The following is a 15,489-nucleotide window of genomic DNA, read 5'->3' on the forward strand; positions in this document are numbered from 1 at the left end:
ATTATATCGTCATTGAATTACAATGAAATATAGACCGTTAGGAGCGTTTTTGTAAACGTCTGATAACCAGGTGTATATTTTAGCGGTTTTCGAGTTGCATCTAAGCGATCGGTTAGTTGCAACTAAGCAAATGGTTAGTTGCATCTCAGCAAATGCTTAGTTGCAACTCAACTTTTGCTCTCCTAACTAGGGCGTGAGACATCGTGCAACAGTCTCATTTTTTTTTGCTTTCCATAGCTATGGTATCTCTAGAGAGTATAAACTCCGACTCTCTGTGACTGCTTTTTCAAACAAAGCTAAGCCCCATGCACACAGCGTTGCATGGGGCTTAGTATAACACGGTCTTCCACCTCAAATAATAGTGGCGTTACTTAATGAGGCTCATAAATTCCTCTCGGGTCTTAAAGTCCTGAAAGGCTCCTGTAAAGTCGCTAGTAGTAGTAATAGAGCCCTCCTTTTGTACTCCACGCATCTGCATACACATATGCTGCGCCTCAATAACCACCATCACGCCCAAAGGCTTAAGGGTATCTTGGATACACTCTTTAATCTGTGTGGTCAGTCGCTCCTGAACCTGCAATCGACGGGAAAGAATATTAACGATTCTAGGGAGCTTGCTCAGTCCCGTAATGTACTTATTTGGGACATAAGCAATGTGGACCTTACCGAAAAAGGGCAACATATGGTGCTCACACATAGAATAGAAACCAATATCCTTGACAATCACCATCTGCTTGTAGTCTTCTCTAAATTTAGCCGACTCCAACACTGCTGCTGGGTCTTGATGGTAACCTTGGGTTAAAAAACGTAGGGCTCTTGCAACACGCTCAGGCGTCTTTAGTAGCCCTTCTCTTGTAGGGTCTTCCCCGATAAGCTGAAGTATCTCTTTATTATGTGCTGCCAAATCGGCAATCAATTGACTCTCCTCTTCTTGGTCAATCTTCTCTGTGTAATAAGGGTTATCGTGATGTGACATATTCTTGATCTACTAATTTATAAGTCTTGAGGATCTAGACGCACCTGTGACCTGATTATGTACATTTCTCTAGCAAAGGCAGGAAATGATTTCTTGAGCTCTTGCATCTTAGTATGCGCTTCACTCTGGTCTACAAAGTTACCCACCCTCACTCTCCAAAAGGGAGCATCATACTCCACTGTTGGTAGTAGCTCAGGGTAAAGAGCATTAATCTGATTGCGTCGCTGCGTTGCGATCGCCTTACTATTCCGCAGGTTGCCACTATAAACCTGAATTCGAAAGCCCGAGATAACCGCAAGGCCATTCACGATGCGTGCATTATCCAACAAACTAGCGGACTTCATCCCTACAAGGGATTCGATCTCAGGACTTTGAGTTACGAGCACTACTCCAGCACCTGGCTCCATCGCCTGAAGTGCCTGAAAGATAGTGGGGCGAGTAGGCTGCTGTGCCATGGTCGCTGACGAACATAGCCACAATAGCAAGCCACATAATAGCCATTTATCTAGACGTATTCTTTTCATATGCACAAAGATAGCAAATAAGTCAGATATATTTTGCCTATCTAGTAGCTTTTAAGTAGCTTTGAAAGTAATAATAGAGTATTAACGCTAAAGTATTGGATGAATAAATGAAATATTATAGAGTAACACTACCTACTCCAGCCGATGAGTGGGCGACAGATATATTGATGCAAAAGCTAGGAGATATCGGTTTCGACTCCTTTGAAAATAACGGTAAAGAGTTACATGCTTACATACCAGTTGACTCCTACAACGAAGCAAGTGTAGAGGCAACACTTTCTGAAGCCCCTTTTGAGGCATTGCAAAAGCAAGCCAAACTTGAAGAGGTGGAGGATAAAAACTGGAATGAAGAGTGGGAAAAGCACTATTTCGACCCTGTGGTAGTGGTCGAAGGAGAGCTAGGGATACGGGCACCATTTCACCAACCTATTGAAGGGGTAAAGCACGAAATCGTTATTGAACCAAAAATGGCCTTTGGCACAGGCAACCACGCCACCACACAGGCAATGCTCACACTCCTCAGCCAAATTTACCTAGAGGGCTGCTCAGTGATTGATATGGGATGTGGCAGCGGAATTCTCGGTATATATGCAATGATGAAAGGCGCAAAGGAGTGCGTGAGCATAGACATTGACGATTGGTGCATAGAGAATGCAGAAGAGAATGCACGCCAAAATAATGTAGCACTCAAGGTGCTTCAAGGTGATGCCAATATACTACAGAATATACCACGTGCCGATATATTCCTCGCCAATATCAATCGAAATATTATTCTGCAAGACCTCGAGCGATATGTCTCACGTATGCATCCAAGTGGCATCATGCTCCTTTCGGGATTCCTTGATGAAGACCTTCCACAGATTATGGATGCCGTTTCAGCCCATGGTCTCACCCACTCTGGGCACATTGAAATGCCAGGTGGCTGGGTAGCCATGAGAGTTACCAACCAAATGCCCTAAGTAGAGGCTCTTACACAAAGGCGATTTGCAATACTTAGTCCTCCGTAAGGATATCTAGGTAGTGCAGATCGCCTTTGTGTAAGAGCCTTCATTAAATATATTATGGAAAAGTTTTGGCAATTAGGAATAAATTCATACCTTTGCTTTTGAAAAGGTGATCAAAGGACATTGCCTATGTGTTTTGATTGAAAAGGGAACTCAGTGAGAATCTGAGACTGGACCCTCAGCTGTATGTTCTGTATACAGCTTTGCCCTCTAGAAAATGTCACTGTAGACAGCTCTTCCGAGTGCGGGAGAAGTCTATGGGAAGACCGCAAAGCAAATGCCAATAAGCAACAGAATGAGTCAGAAGACCTGCCTTTTCACTGATAGTTTTTTTGTTTCTGGGGAATTTGGGAACAAAGGACGGACATTGTTACTAAGATAGACTATTTTTTACCCATAAAAGAGGTGTATCCTCTTTATTTGGTGTACCCATAGTTGCTCCACAGATAGGGGCATCTTGCCCTATGGTATAGTTAGAATAGAGATAGTGCAATGTACCTTCTCAACTTTCTCTTCAGCAATAAAAACAATAGTGGAAAAATAACAAGTAAATACAACTAATACAAACCACTAAAAAAAGTAGTAAATGAAAACAAGAGAAGAGTACATCGAGAGCCTAAGGAAGCTCAACCTAAATGTATGGTTTATGGGAAAGAAAATCGATAATCCTGTGGACCACCCTATGATGAGACCATCCCTTAACTCTCTAGCGATGACCTATGAACTGGCACAACAAGAGGAGTACAAGGACTTGATGACCGCCAAGTCCAACCTCACAGGACACACCATTAATCGCTTTTGCCACATCCATCAGAGCACTGAAGATCTCGTAAATAAGGTTAAGATGCAACGCCTATTGGGACAAAAGACAGCTTCATGCTTTCAGCGCTGTGTCGGTATGGATGCTTTCAATGCTGTATGGAGTACGACCTACGAAATGGACGAAGCTCTAGGCACAGACTACCACCAACGCTTTAGGAAATATGTAGAGTATGTACAGGAAAATGACCTAGTAGTGGATGGTGCTATGACCGATCCCAAGGGTGATCGTAGCTGCTCTCCATCCCAGCAAGAGGATCCTGATCTTTACGTCCACATCAATGAGATTCGCCCTGATGGCATCGTCGTAACAGGAGCCAAGGCACACCAGACGGGTTCGGTCAATTCTCACGAGCACCTCATAATGCCCACCTGCACGATGAGAGAAGAGGATGCCGACTACGCTATATCATTTGCAATACCAAGCGACGCCGAGGGTGTGACCATTATCTATGGCCGCCAATCTTGCGACACCCGAAAACTAGAGCCAGGGGCAGAGATAGACCTCGGTAATGCCACCTTTGGTGGTCACGAAACCCTCTTTGTGATGGATCATGTATTTGTCCCTAATGAGCGCATCTTTATGTGCCGTGAGTACCAGTTCACCAATATGCTGGTTGAGCGCTTTGCTGGCTACCACAGACAATCCTATGGTGGTTGCAAAGTAGGTGTAGGTGACGTATTAATTGGTGCTGCAGCACTAGCTGCCGACTACAATGGTGTACCCAAGGCTTCTCACATCAAGGATAAGCTCATTGAAATGGTACACCTTAATGAAACTCTCTACAGCTGTGGCATCGCTTGTTCGGCTGAAGGCAAGGCCACTTCATCTGGCAACTACCTGATAGATATGTTGCTTGCGAATGTTTGTAAGCAGAATGTAACACGCTTCCCATACGATATCACTCGCCTTGCTGAGGATATTGCTGGAGGTCTTATGGTGACGATGCCATCCGAAGCAGATCTAAAGCATGCTGAGATTGGTCCTATCGTAAAGAAGTATTTGGCTGGTGCAAAGGGGACCGATACTACCAACCGTATGCGAATACTGCGCCTCATTGAGAATCTCTGCTTAGGGACAGCAGCTGTAGGCTACCGCACAGAGAGCTTGCATGGTGCTGGCTCACCACAAGCTCAGCGCATTATGATTTCTAGACAATGTAATATGGAGGGTAAAAAGGAGCTTGCTAGAACTATAGCAGGTGTAGACACCACATTGGATCGTAAATAATAGAAATAGAGGAGTATAAGATGCTCTTAAAATCCCAAATAACAACGGAGAAGGTCTCCCGTGTACTTGAAGAGGTCATCAAGCCTCAGCTCCAAGTACACGGGGGTGACCTCCACCTCCTTGATATCAAAGGTAATACCATTCGCCTTAAGGTCACGGGGACATGCCAATCTTGCCCTTCCCTTAACGACACTATCGAGGAAATTGTTTTACAATCCCTGCAGGACGCCCTTAACGACACCACCATTCAGGTAGAAGTGGATAGAGGGGTAAGCCCTAGCTTAATCCAAGAAGCACTCAAGATTATTCGTAAATAAGTAACCATCATATTTCCAATCACTTGTATGGACTGGAGTAAATTGTATAGTGTTCCGCAGATTTCTGCGGAAGAGGCTGTTACACACATTAAAGACAACGACCTCGTAGTCGTAGCACATGCAGCCGGTGCACCTCAATTGTGTGTGGATGCTCTGATAAATAACTACCAAGCATACCACAATGTACGCGTTTTTCATATGCTTACACTGGGCAAGGGAATCTGCAACCCACCAGAGATGGCAGGCCACCTACAACATATTACAAACTTCATAGGAGGCAATATGCGTCAAGCCATGAAAGAGAATAGAGTGGACTTTTTCCCTGGATATTTCTCAGAAGTGCCAGCGATGATGAATCCAGGTGAATTATTGCACCCTGATGTCGCACTGATACAGGTCTCCTACCCCAATGCCGAAGGGTACTGTAGCTTCGGGGTCTCCTGCGATTATACTAAGCCTGCTGCTGAGCAAGCCAAAGTAGTTATCGCTGAGATGAATGCACAGATGCCATTCATAGGAGGTGACAACCTCATCCATATTTCTAAGATGAATTATGTGGTCAAAGCAGACTATCCCTTACATACGATCGCACCTACAGAAATCAAAGAAGTAGAAGAGAGCATTGGGAAATATTGTGCTGAACTTGTAGATAATGGCGACACGCTACAGCTCGGTATAGGAGCTATTCCTGATGCAGTACTACTCTTTCTAAAAGAGAAAAAGGATCTCGGAATTCACTCAGAGATGGTCTCGGATGGAGTAGTTGAACTAGTCAATTCGGGGGTCATCAATGGTAGCCAAAAGAAGATAAACAAGGGGAAGATCGTGGCAACTTTTCTAATGGGTACTCAAGTACTCTACGACTTTGTCAACAATAATAATGATGTGGAGATGTACCCAGTAGACTACGTCAATGACCCTTGGGTTATTGCTCAAAACGATCATGTCGTCAGCATCAATAGCTGTGTGGAGGTTGATCTTATGGGGCAGGTAGTCTCCGAGAGCATTGGTCCTCGCCAGATCAGTGGTGTGGGCGGTCAAGTAGACTTCGTAAGAGGTGCAGCACGTTCTAGAGGTGGCAAGAGCATTATCGCTATGCCATCAACTGCTGGAAATGGTAAATTATCCCGCATCGTACCTACTATCGCAGAGGGTGCTGCGGTTACTACTTCTCGTAATGACGTGGACTACATAGTGACCGAGTATGGCATTGCCAAGCTCAAAGGGAAAACACTCCGAGAGCGTGCGAAAGCACTCATAGATATCGCTCATCCCTCATTCAGATCCGAGCTAGAAGCAGCTTACAGAGCAAAATATTAATACTAATCAATAACGATACTGTTATGCAACTATTCAAACTTAAAACAACCATTGACCAGTTTGATACCTTTGCAGACTTTGCCAAGGCATTCAACCTAGGAGAGAAGGACTTGGTAATCACCAACGACTTTCTCTATGAGCCTTATATGAAGGCTTGCAACCTCCACTGCCACTTCGTTATGCAGGAGAAGTATGGCTTGGGCGAACCATCCGACGAGATGATGAATAAAATTCTCCTCAATGTTCAGGGGAAAGACTTTGAGAGAGTCATTGCCATCGGGGGAGGCACTGTTATCGATATTTCCAAGCTCTTTGTCCTCAAGGGGCTAAAGGATGATGTCCTCAGAGCATTTGACCGGCAGATCCCTCTCGAGAAGGAGAAACAGCTGATCGTGATTCCCACTACCTGTGGCACCGGTAGCGAGGTGACTAATATCTCTATTGCAGAGATTAAGAGTCGGGGGACCAAAATGGGTCTAGCGGATGATGCAATTGTCGCAGACAATGCTGTGATTATTCCTGAGCTACTGAAAGGACTCCCCTTTAAGTTTTACGCCTGTAGCGCTATTGATGCATTGATCCACGCAGTAGAGTCCTACGTCTCACCTAAGGCCAATCCCTATACCGAGCTATTTAGCGAAGCAGCTTGGCGAATCATTATTGATGTATTCCGCCAGATCAAGGAAAAAGGTGAGGAATATCGATTTGAGGTAATGGGAAAGATGATTATGGCGAGCAACTTTGCTGGCATCGCCTTTGGCAATGCTGGAGTTGGTGCAGTCCACGCTCTCTCCTACCCTCTCGGAGGCGCTTACCATGTCCCTCATGGCGAAGCTAACTACCAATTCTTCACCGAAGTGTTTATGACCTACGAGTGCAAGAACCCAAACGGGCGCATCGCTGAGCTTAAGCAGAAGCTGTCAAAGGAGCTCGGATGCACGCCTGAGGAGGTATTTGTGGAGATGGATCGCCTACTCTCAGCACTTATTTCTAAAAATCCGCTACATACTTATGGCATGAAGGAGGAGGAGATAGAGGGCTTTGCTGATGCTGTCCTCGCGACCCAACAGCGACTACTTGCCAATAACTACGTGGCACTCAGCAGAGATGAGATCAGAGATATTTATAAGAAACTATTCTAAGAACTATAACTCACTAATCACAATACATTATGGAAATAAAAGAAATGGTGGCACTTGCTAAAGTGGCACAGCAAGAATTTGAGCGGAAGTTCGATCAAAAGAGTACTGACAGCGTAGTTAAGGCACTCTGCAAGGTAATCTATGACAACGCCGAGATACTTGCACGAGAGGCAGTAGATGAGACCGGCATGGGACGTTACGAGGACAAGGTGGCAAAGAACCGCAATAAGTCCAAGGGCGTTTGGCACAACCTCCAAGGCAAGAAGACTATGGGAGTGATCGACATTGAGGAGGGCACAGGCCTAATTAAGATTGCCAAGCCAGTAGGAGTGGTAGGTGCTATCACACCTACCACTAACCCCATCGTGACCCCAATGGCAAACATAGCTTTCGCTCTCAAGACTAAGAATGCCATCATCGTATCTCCACACCCACGTTCCAAGAACTGCTCAGGACACGCTATTGAGCTGATTAAGGGTGTACTAAAAGAGCACAAGGTACCTGAGAACCTAGTACAGTACATTGCAGAGCCTGGTCTGAAGGAGACTCAAGAACTGATGTCACTTGTTGACGTAGTAGTAGCTACTGGTGGTATGGGTATGGTACACTCTGCTTACTCCTCAGGTAAGCCTTCATTCGGTGTAGGCGCAGGAAATGTGCAGGTAATCATTGACGAAAATATCAATGACTTCGATGAAACTGCCAAAATCATTATCAAGGGTAGAGCCTTTGATAATGGCATTATCTGCTCTGGTGAACAGTGCTTTATCTACCCCAATAAGTACAAAGAGGAGATCTTTGAAGCATTCAAGCGAAATGGTGCATACTTTGTGCCCGAAGAATACCACGACAAGATGGTCAATACCATCTTTGTAAATGGCACTATTAGTAAAGATGTAGTAGGTAAAGATGTAGAGGTCATCGCCAAAATGGCTGGCATTGAGATTCCAGAAGGCACCCGTATTTTAGTAGTACCTGCTAAGGGAGTAGCTCAAGCCGACCTTATCTGCAAGGAGAAGATGTGTCCAGTAATGACCTGTCTTCCATACGAGCACTTCGACGAAGCAATCGCTCTTGCCAACGCCAACCTAAATATGGAGGGAAGCGGTCATTCTGCTGGCATACACTCCAATAACCAAGGTAATATCATCAAGGCTGGTAACGACATCAAGGTGTCTCGACTAATAGTCAATGCCCCTTGCTCTATCACTGCTGGTGGATCTATTCAGAATGGGCTCTCTGTAACTACTACCCTTGGTTGTGGTACTTGGGGTAACAACTCCATATCTGAGAATTTAACCTACAAGCACCTACTCAATATTACTCGTATTGCACGAATGTCTGAGACCATCCATGTCCCTACTGACGAGGAGATTTGGGCAATGAATTAGGGTCTGTTGCACGAGGTGCACTCCTCACATAAATAAGAGGGGTTGATTGCCAATGGCAGTCAACCCCTCTCTTTTTTACTTTAAAGTAATTAGACTACAATAACGGTATTCAGAACACCGCAAGTCACAATCTCAATTTACTTTGCAGGTGCATTCTCAGCAGCACCCTCCATCACTTGCTCAGCAGCCTCAGCGCCTTCCTTTACCTCGTTCTTAAGGGAATCAAGAGTATCAACCACTTGGTCAGCACCTTGTTCAACACCTTCCTGAACAGTCTCGATAGCCTCTTCAGCTTGTTGTTGCTGGTCGTTATTGTTAGACTCAGACTTGCATGAAGTGAAAGCGAGAGCAACTGCGACAGCGGCTGCTGCGATAAATAACTTCTTCATAATACAATCTCTAAAAATGTTGTGATAAATAAAAGATAAGTTCTTGTGAACAATTCAATTTGTTTTATACTTAAGCCCTTCTAGAGCTTGGAGCTCCTTATTGGCCTTAACTATTTTCTGCTTAAGATTCTCTTTGTAAGCTGCATATCTGCTTGCTAGGTCACTATCTGCTAATGATAGCATCTGGACGGCTAGCAGTGCAGCGTTAAGAGAAGCATTGATACCTACCGTTGCCACAGGCACTCCAGGAGGCATCTGGACGATAGCAAGTAAAGCATCCATCCCCTCAAGGGTTGACTTGATAGGCACTCCAATCACTGGGAGTGTGGTGAAAGCTGCAATAACTCCACATAGGTGGGCCGCCATACCAGCTGCAGCGATGATCACTTTAATACCACGCCCCTCAGCTTGCTTAGCAAAAGTCTCCACCTGCTCTGGAGTCCTATGTGCCGACAAGGCGTGTACCTCATAAGGCACCTCCATCTGCTCTAGTAGGTCAATTGCTTTTTGCATTACAGGCAAGTCACTAGTACTGCCCATAATAATGCTTACTCTTGGCTGTAAAGACATCTCTTACTAATATATTAATAGGGTGTAAACAGAGCTTTGGACTCTCTTACTTCTGGATAAGTGCCTTGTACTCCTCAGCACTCATCAGATCACCTACCTGATCAGGATCCTCAAGGGTCACCTTGATAATCCAACCTTTTCCGTATGGATCGCTATTCACAAGCTCAGGAGCGTCCTCGAGCTCTTCGTTAAACTCATCTACAGTAAATGCTACTGGAGTAAGAAGGTCAGAAACAGTCTTCACAGCCTCAATTGAGCCAAAAGCCTCACCCGCTGCGATGTCCTCACCTACGCTATCTTCCACATCTACATACACGATCTCACCAAGCTCGCTCTGAGCGAAGTCTGTGATACCTACAGTGGCCTTGTCGCCTTCTATAAGGAACCATTCGTGATCCTTGCTGTACTTCAAGTTCTCTGGAAAATTCATAACTGCGTCTTTTGTTTTTAGTTTTGTTTTGATTTACAACTTTTATTCGCCAAAGTTACCAAACTTTTCTCAATCTCGCAATAGGTATGCCCAAACCATCTCTATACTTAGCTATTGTTCGGCGTGCTACGGTAAATCCCTCCTCCTTTAATTTGTGTCGGAGAGCTTCGTCGGAAAGGGGATTATTCTTATCCTCCTCCTCAATCAATTGCTTCAACAACTGCTTTACCGAATGCGTAGTCACCTCATCTCCGTCATCATTGGTGATACCCTCAGAGAAGAGTTGTTTCAAAGGGATGATCCCGAAATCGGTTTGCACATACTTGGCACTAGTCACCCTGGAGATGGTACTGACATCATACCCTACTATATCGGCCACATCCTGAAGAATCATCGGCTTAAGTAGCGTCACATCACCCGTAAGAAAGTAATCGCGCTGCAATCGGACAATTGCCATCATAGTAGTAATGAGGGTATTATTGCGTTGCTTGATCATCTCCACAAACCCGCGAGCGTCGTCAAGCTTCTGCTTAACAAATCGACTTGCTTCACGCTCCTCCTTACCCTTAGGTTCTCTTTGAGTAAGTTCTTGTAGCTGCTCCTCAAATTCATGGCTTACTCTTACCTCGGGTATATCACCACTATGGAGTGTCACCAGAAGTTCCCCATCGCGCTCAGTAACCTCAAAGTCGGGTATCACCGTCATCAGCGTATCCTGCAACTTACTAGAAAAGTCTAGCCCTGGACTGGGATTGAGACTAGTAATCAAACGGATAGCTGCCCTTAGCTCCTCCTCACTTGCTTTAGTACTTTCTGAAAGACGGTCAATCTGCTTGTGGGTCAACTCATCAAAGTGGTCTCTCACAAGCTTTCGCGCTAGTTGCACCACTTCGGTAGGCTTACGACGCTCCAATTGTAGCATCAGGCACTCCTGCAAAGAGCGAGCTGCTATCCCTGCAGGCTCCAAACTCTGCACTACACTCAATATATATATAAGGTGTGCTTCCGATATTTCTACACCCTGGTAGATTGCTAAATCGTCCGAAATACCCAGCAGTGATCGCCGGAGATAACCATCATCATCTAGGCTACCAACGAGGAAACTAGCAATTTGCTGATCTCGCTCACTCAGTTCCGTGAGTGGCAATTGCTCATTCAGAGACTCTTGAAGGCTCTGCTCCTCTGCAAAAGGAATCTCATCAGCACCTTTCTGCCCTTCATAGTAGCGACGCAGAGTGGTCTCAGGGATGTCATCCACATCTGCATAGTCATCCATGGAGATCTCCTCCTCAGATTGCATCTCGTCAGACTGGCTGTCAAGAGGCTCATCAGGATCCGAGTCATGCCCCTCCTCCAGTGCTGGGTTTTCGATCAGCTCCTGTTTGACACGCTCAGCTAGCTCCGTATGAGGAAGCATCACCATATTCATCACCTGTATCTGCCAGGTAGAGAGGTTTTGCGTAAGCTTTTGCTTTAGCTTGCTACTATGACCATCGGTCGCCATAATTCTGTCACTTCGACTTGAGTTCCTCTACAATCTGAGCCACCCTCTCACCAATACCGATGGTATAACCTTGGGAGATAAATACCACTCTATTGAATGTATCTGCAATGATCACCACTGGTTTATCCAACCTGCCAGATAGCTCGTTGCTCTTCACGAAGTCGTACTCTATATCCCATTTATCCTCACCCCAAATTGCTTCTGGCAATAGCGACTTCAGCTCAGCAGAGGGGTCATTGATAAGTACCACAGTAGGCAACAAAAGCTTTCCATCAGCCCCCTTTATCGCTTGCATATCTCGCAGGATGTGATCGGTAGGCTCATGATGGGCACGTCCTAAAATAAGGAGATAATACCCACGCCCAGTAGAACTAATAAGTGACTTATCGCTATCGCTAGATAGATCGTGGTAAAGAGACTCGGCATTAAGGCTTCCTATTACACCAATTGCTGTTTCATCTCGATCAAAAAGGAGAGGAGCGATCTTGCCACACTCCTGTTTTCGCAGAGCCATCAATACCGCACCATTGGCAAGCCTTGTACCCGTAAGAAGGTAATTTCTATCATGGAGAAGCTTAGCTCCTGAGACTTGATCATATGGAAGCTGCCAATCAAAGCCATAAGTAGATAGCTGTCCTTCATCATCGACATAGCCTATTGAAAAGTTGGTCTCATACTTAGGTGTCTTGAGGTATCCTTCAGGCTTATAGGAGAGCAGAAGCTGGCAGTCGGCACTGACCTCTTCACTTTCAGTTTTTTCTTTGAATGGCAAAATCTCTGCACGCTGTTGCTCGTCCTTGAAAAGAATCACACCATTAGCTGTGTCGTACTTCGCAGAGATACCTGCTGTACGAAGCAAACGCACCAATAGCACCTGAAGGCTACGCAAATCACCAACTTTATACTGCCACACAGTTGCTGGGCTCATTACAATACCCCTCGGATTATATGACTCATCTACCTTAAATCCATCAACCACCATTGCAAGCGTCTTGGCCTTTTCTGCTATAGAAAGAGTTTCCCACTCAGGGTGAGCACTCTTTATCTCCTTAATCGCTTCATCGAGTTGCTTCTGGACAGGATAGAGATGCTCCAACATCACTCTAGGAGAGAATAGGTCGGCATCACTCCATTGAACAGAGGTGAGATCACGCGACAAAGTCTCTCTCAGTACGTCAATATTGACGTCATGGAGATCCTTATCGGTCAATGAGGCTAATATGGCTATGGCCTCTTGGACTTTACCCTGCTGTGCCGAAGATCTCAAGAAGTCGGCAATTTCCCTATGATAACCACGACTTTCCTTATACAGACGTGATAACTGTGTTGCTTTTTCGCCAGAAAGTCCCAGCTCTTTAGCCAATGAATTTGCCTGTTCATCAGTAGGGAAGGTATCGGTATATGATTGGCGAAGGGCATTATTTTCCTCCATTCGCTCAGCGTTGATGTGCTCCATCTCCTCCGTGACGGCAATTTGGGGTACTCTCTCAATAGGAGGTGTGATGGTCAGATGCATCTCAGAGGGGACCTCACTCCAATCACCTAGAGTAAGCTTCAGAGTACCACCACCCTCTTTATTAGTGAGTTTGCCTATCGCCATCTCCTGCGGACTACGACTAGCCACCACCACTACATCACCAAAACCTAGCTCTACCGAGGCTTCACCCAATCGATTGGTAGTGCGAGTTACAGCAGGATAGAGATCGGCATAGTTATAAATTCTAAAGGTCACCTTAACCCCCTCCAGTGGCTTTCCCTCTTTATCCACTACGGTCACCATCGCTGGAGCTACAGGGATATAATTCTCAGAGACGTTGAGCTCAGTCGTATTGAGATCAGCGCCAAGCCACTCTTCCTTACCCACATACGGTCCGAAAGCCCTAGTATGCAAGAGCATTGCCCTAAGCACTGGAGCATCAAACCAAGCGTGGTCTAGTACAGGAGCAGGCTCACTGGCTCCTAAATAGTGCCATTCGCCATCTACCCACGCCTCGACCCAAGCGTGATTATCATCAGTATGTGCCCACCTTGGAGTGTATACTTGCCGAGCGGGGATACCTACTGTACGCAATACTGAAACAAAAAAGGTACTCTGCTCCCCGCACCGCCCTAGCGCATTTCGAAGAGTAGCCAAAGGCGAAGAGGTACGACCATCACTAGGAGCATAAGTAATGTGTTGATGAGCCCAGTGATTGAGCTCTATCACTGCCTGCTCCATGGTCATATCCTTCACAAGATCTCTAAGCTCCTCATAGTAGGTAGTACGAAAGTCATCAAGAATTTCATTATTCACCCTTAGTGGTAAGACAAAAGCTCTCCACTGATCGAGTGGCACGCTACTTCCCCATGGAAGCTCCTGACGCGCTTTGATTGCCACATCGATATTGGCTCGATAAAACTCAGGGGAATGATCCAATATATCAGGAGTATAAGAATAGGCATAGAGCCAAGTCATTGCTGCCTTTTCATTTGAAGTGAGAGAGTCACCAAAGTCAATAGCTTCAATACCCAAGTATGCCAACTTATCGGAGAGTGCACTTTCGGCACTACGCACTACCTCACTAGAGAATAGCGACTCATTTTTACTCTCAGCTCCCCCACAAGCCACAAGAGCTAAAGAAAGCCATAACGCTGAAGTCACAGCAAGACATTTAAAATTCCTTATAAGCTTCATAAGTATCATTTACGATGACAAATTGATCAAGTGCTCAAATGTACTCATTTTTAATGACACTCCAAGCCACCACCCCAAGTAAGTAGAGGCTACACCTTAGAAAGGCCATTATCGTACGACGTTCATAGTGGCAGAAGTCTCTTTGTTAAGAAAAAGAAAATAGAGATGTCAGGGGAGATTATCTGCCGAAGTTTTTGTATATTTGAAAAGCAAATCAAAGACCAGAAACAGATACATATGTAATGATAAACGACCATAAACTACCAACCAAAAAGGATCAAGCCGACTTTGAAAAAGAGCTCGTTGGCCTACAGCCAAATATGTACAGCTTTGCTCTCTCATTAACCGCTAATCCCACAAATGCCGAAGACTTGATGCAAGAGACCTCGCTCAGGGTGCTGGATAATAGAGACAAGTATCGACCCAACACCAACTTCAAAGGGTGGGTATTTACCGTGATGCGCAACCTCTTTATTAATAGCTACCACAGAAGCGTTCGGACCAATAATATTATTGATGACTCTGCCGACCTCTCCTATATTGGTAGCCAAAGAGATACAGAGGGTCTTGGGGCTCCCGATCACGAGCTAAGTCTTAAAGAGATCAATCAAGCAATAGAGGCATTAGACGAATTATATCAGATCCCATTTTCACTCTACCTTTCGGGCTTTAAATATAAGGAGATAGCGGACCAACTTGATCTCCCAATAGGGACAATCAAAAGTCGAATATTCTTTGCTCGCAAGCAGCTTCAAGAGCAATTGAGTGACTATCGGTAAATCTACATTATAAGTGACCTAAAATGGCACCTTAAGAGTTTATTCTTAGGGTGCCATTCCTTTTAATGTTAGAGAAACAGAAAATTTACAAGTCAAAAGTCTTTGCAATTGAAATTTTTAGTGTATATTTGCCAACAAAGGGAATTAACGGGAGTGAATGAGAGGTCATTGCTCCGAGTGTTGCATAAGCTAACTAGCATATAGTATGAAGATATAGCCAACTTGAAAGCAAAATAGGCGCCTCCAAGTTTGGACAACGATAGTAAGGGTTGGCAAGAGCCCTTGCTCGGGTGTTGACCTTGGTTGACATTCGATACATTTGGGATTTTAAATGATGATTGCAGTCACCTCGACGCCTCGAAGGCGTCGGGGTGATTTTTTTGCTTCATCCGATATTCTGCGTGATGGGGTGACTGTGT

The 15,489-nt window shown here is 45.2% G+C and carries 14 protein-coding genes and 1 riboswitch; of the genes, 7 read left to right on the top strand and 7 right to left on the bottom strand.

Annotated elements, in window-relative coordinates:
* Positions 1-367: 367 nt before the first annotated feature.
* Positions 368-976, bottom strand: coding sequence for a GTP cyclohydrolase I FolE (gene folE / locus HMPREF3027_RS07840; RefSeq protein ID WP_070707920.1), 609 nt, complete (start codon positions 974-976; stop codon positions 368-370).
* A 17-nt stretch (positions 977-993) separates the two neighbouring features.
* A complete protein-coding gene (locus HMPREF3027_RS07845) occupies positions 994-1,500 on the bottom strand; it encodes an SPOR domain-containing protein (protein WP_040575675.1) in 507 nt (168 codons plus the stop codon).
* A gap of 107 nt (positions 1,501-1,607) precedes the next feature.
* Here HMPREF3027_RS07845 and prmA point away from each other — a divergent pair, with 107 nt between their 5' ends.
* The 6 genes from prmA to HMPREF3027_RS07875 all read left to right on the top strand — a co-directional run bounded on the left by prmA (position 1,608) and on the right by HMPREF3027_RS07875 (position 8,724).
* Positions 1,608-2,459 carry a 50S ribosomal protein L11 methyltransferase gene (prmA, locus tag HMPREF3027_RS07850; protein WP_070707921.1) on the top strand — a complete coding sequence of 284 codons (852 nt, stop codon included), beginning with the start codon at positions 1,608-1,610 and terminating at the stop codon, positions 2,457-2,459.
* 135 nt (positions 2,460-2,594) lie between these two features.
* Positions 2,595-2,836, top strand: a riboswitch (cobalamin riboswitch).
* Positions 2,837-3,090: 254 nt separating this feature from the next.
* Complete coding sequence (locus tag HMPREF3027_RS07855) at positions 3,091-4,554, top strand: 4-hydroxyphenylacetate 3-hydroxylase family protein (protein WP_018027584.1); 1,464 nt, start codon at positions 3,091-3,093, stop codon at positions 4,552-4,554.
* Between the two features lie 20 nt (positions 4,555-4,574).
* The gene (locus tag HMPREF3027_RS07860; RefSeq protein WP_018027585.1) at positions 4,575-4,871 is read left to right on the top strand and encodes a NifU family protein; all 297 of its coding nucleotides are present in this window, start codon (positions 4,575-4,577) and stop codon (positions 4,869-4,871) included.
* Positions 4,872-4,898: 27 nt separating this feature from the next.
* On the top strand, positions 4,899-6,191 hold the full coding sequence (locus HMPREF3027_RS07865; RefSeq protein WP_070707922.1) for an acetyl-CoA hydrolase/transferase family protein: 1,293 nt from the start codon (positions 4,899-4,901) through the stop codon (positions 6,189-6,191).
* 23 nt (positions 6,192-6,214) lie between these two features.
* Complete coding sequence (locus tag HMPREF3027_RS07870) at positions 6,215-7,333, top strand: 4-hydroxybutyrate dehydrogenase (RefSeq protein ID WP_070707923.1); 1,119 nt, start codon at positions 6,215-6,217, stop codon at positions 7,331-7,333.
* A 29-nt stretch (positions 7,334-7,362) separates the two neighbouring features.
* Entirely contained in the window at positions 7,363-8,724 is a 1,362-nt protein-coding gene (locus HMPREF3027_RS07875) for an aldehyde dehydrogenase family protein (protein WP_070707924.1), read from the top strand.
* Positions 8,725-8,861: 137 nt separating this feature from the next.
* Here the strand turns inward: HMPREF3027_RS07875 and HMPREF3027_RS07880 are convergent, their stop codons facing one another.
* From HMPREF3027_RS07880 to HMPREF3027_RS07900, 5 genes are read right to left on the bottom strand one after another with little or no spacing between them, the layout of a single operon-like run.
* Positions 8,862-9,113: a hypothetical protein gene (locus HMPREF3027_RS07880; RefSeq protein WP_018027589.1), complete on the bottom strand. Its 252-nt coding sequence runs from the start codon at positions 9,111-9,113 to the stop codon at positions 8,862-8,864.
* Between the two features lie 54 nt (positions 9,114-9,167).
* Positions 9,168-9,683: a 5-(carboxyamino)imidazole ribonucleotide mutase gene (purE, locus tag HMPREF3027_RS07885; RefSeq protein ID WP_040575678.1), complete on the bottom strand. Its 516-nt coding sequence runs from the start codon at positions 9,681-9,683 to the stop codon at positions 9,168-9,170.
* 46 nt (positions 9,684-9,729) lie between these two features.
* On the bottom strand, positions 9,730-10,113 hold the full coding sequence (gene gcvH, locus HMPREF3027_RS07890) for a glycine cleavage system protein GcvH (RefSeq protein ID WP_018027591.1): 384 nt from the start codon (positions 10,111-10,113) through the stop codon (positions 9,730-9,732).
* A gap of 55 nt (positions 10,114-10,168) precedes the next feature.
* On the bottom strand, positions 10,169-11,617 hold the full coding sequence (gene rpoN / locus HMPREF3027_RS07895; protein WP_070707925.1) for an RNA polymerase factor sigma-54: 1,449 nt from the start codon (positions 11,615-11,617) through the stop codon (positions 10,169-10,171).
* Between the two features lie 7 nt (positions 11,618-11,624).
* Positions 11,625-14,258 carry a transglutaminase domain-containing protein gene (locus HMPREF3027_RS07900; RefSeq protein ID WP_246830564.1) on the bottom strand — a complete coding sequence of 878 codons (2,634 nt, stop codon included), beginning with the start codon at positions 14,256-14,258 and terminating at the stop codon, positions 11,625-11,627.
* Between the two features lie 275 nt (positions 14,259-14,533).
* On the opposite strand from HMPREF3027_RS07900, the gene HMPREF3027_RS07905 reads away from it, so the two are divergent.
* Positions 14,534-15,070 carry an RNA polymerase sigma factor gene (locus HMPREF3027_RS07905; protein ID WP_018027594.1) on the top strand — a complete coding sequence of 179 codons (537 nt, stop codon included), beginning with the start codon at positions 14,534-14,536 and terminating at the stop codon, positions 15,068-15,070.
* Positions 15,071-15,489: the final 419 nt, after the last annotated feature.

The organism is Porphyromonas sp. HMSC077F02 (assembly GCF_001815465.1).
In the GTDB taxonomy this organism is placed as follows: domain Bacteria; phylum Bacteroidota; class Bacteroidia; order Bacteroidales; family Porphyromonadaceae; genus Porphyromonas_A; species Porphyromonas_A somerae.